Source organism: Leisingera sp. F5 (assembly GCF_001593695.1).
Genome location: NZ_LUKH01000970.1, coordinates 1 through 1,401 on the forward strand (window position 1 = coordinate 1; position 1,401 = coordinate 1,401).

Sequence of the window (1,401 nt, forward strand, 5' to 3'; positions counted from 1 at the left end):
TAATAGCCGTTCGCGGGGTCTTCCCGCAGGATCAGCAGATGGTCCCCGGCGCGCAAACCGCCGCAGGTCACCAGCAGATTTTCGGCGCCGGCGCGCAGATCCGCATCCTGCATCCCGCAGTTCTCCCTCTTGATCCTCACCCGGATGTTACCCGCAGCCGCCCCCTCCGATCCAGGAAAATTTCACAGCAGTAGAATTTTCTACTGTCATTCAGGACGCCCCTTCCCCTATCCTGCCCCTGGAAACCGCGGAGAAAGCATATGAGCGCATGGATTGAGATGATCCCGGACGAGAAGGCCGAGGGCCGTCTCAAGGAATTGCTGGACAAGGCGCGCACGCCGCATGGCACTGTCGACACCGTGATGCGGGTGCATTCGCTGCGCCCGGAGACGATGAACGGCCATGTCACCCTCTACCGGTCGGTGCTGCACTCGGACGACAATCAGCTGCCGTTCTGGTTTCTGGAGGTAATCGCCAGCTACACCTCTATTCTGAACGACTGCACCTATTCGCTGACCCATCACTTCATGAACGTGCGCAACCTGTTGAAGAACCAACTGCGCAGCGACCGGATTTTCACAGCACTCAAGGCGCACCGGCCCGAGGATGAGTTTGCGGGCAAGGATCTGGCTCTGCTGCGTTATGCCGGCAAGCTGACAACGGATGCGGGCAAGATGGTGAAATCCGATTTCGAAGCGCTGAAAATCGCGGGCTGCGACGATGGCGAGATCCTGGAGGTGAACCAAGTCTGCGCCTATTTCAACTACTCGAACCGCCTGCTGAACGGGCTGGGTGCCACAACGGAGAACGACGTGATCGGCTATTACAAGGGCGATGAATAGCCGCTAGCCCCGCGCCGTTTCCAAATCGGCGCGGAACGGCGCCAGGCTATCGGTAAAAGCGTCCAGGAAATCCAGCGCCAGCAGCGACCGGCTGCCCGACACCGGCCGCAGGATCGACAGCCGGTGCTGCAGCTCGGGCGCAAAGGGCACGATGGCAATATTCTGGCCGCGGAACTGCTCGGCATCCAGGGCGCTGACGACCGAGGCGCCCTGCCCCTGGCTGATGATGATGCAGGCGGTGGAGAACTGCCGCACCTCGATCCAGCTGTTCAATTCCACCCCAGCCTCGGAAAATGATTTGTGCAGCTTGCGGAAAAACGGGCTGTCGCGCCGGGTGTGGATGATCTTGCGGTGCTGCAGGTCGCGGGGCGTGATAACATCCTGTTCTGCCAGCGGATCATTCTGCGGCAGCACACAGACCGTGCGGACGGGGATGTCGATGTTTTCCACCGCCGGATGGGCGGCGAACCCATCTGTGATGCCGCAGTCATACTGCTCGCCGATGATCCACTCCAAAATCCGCTCAGGCCGGTCCGGCTCCAGCGTCAGCCGCACGCCG

At 61.0% G+C, this 1,401-nt stretch carries 2 protein-coding genes; one reads left to right on the forward strand and one right to left on the reverse strand.

The window, feature by feature from the left end:
• Nucleotides 1–260: 260 nt before the first annotated feature.
• Complete coding sequence (locus tag A2I95_RS37975) at nucleotides 261–842, forward strand: carboxymuconolactone decarboxylase family protein (protein ID WP_027256186.1); 582 nt, start codon at nucleotides 261–263, stop codon at nucleotides 840–842.
• Between the two features lie 3 nt (nucleotides 843–845).
• Here A2I95_RS37975 and A2I95_RS37980 read toward each other — a convergent pair.
• On the reverse strand, nucleotides 846–1,401 hold a 556-nt coding region (locus tag A2I95_RS37980; RefSeq protein ID WP_291737588.1), incomplete at its 5' end, for a LysR substrate-binding domain-containing protein.

Bases quoted from the DNA above. Each gene is read 5' to 3' on its own strand.
- A2I95_RS37975 (WP_027256186.1), top strand. From the start codon at position 261: ATGAGCGCATGGATTGAGATGATCCCGGACGAGAAGGCCGAGGGCCGT.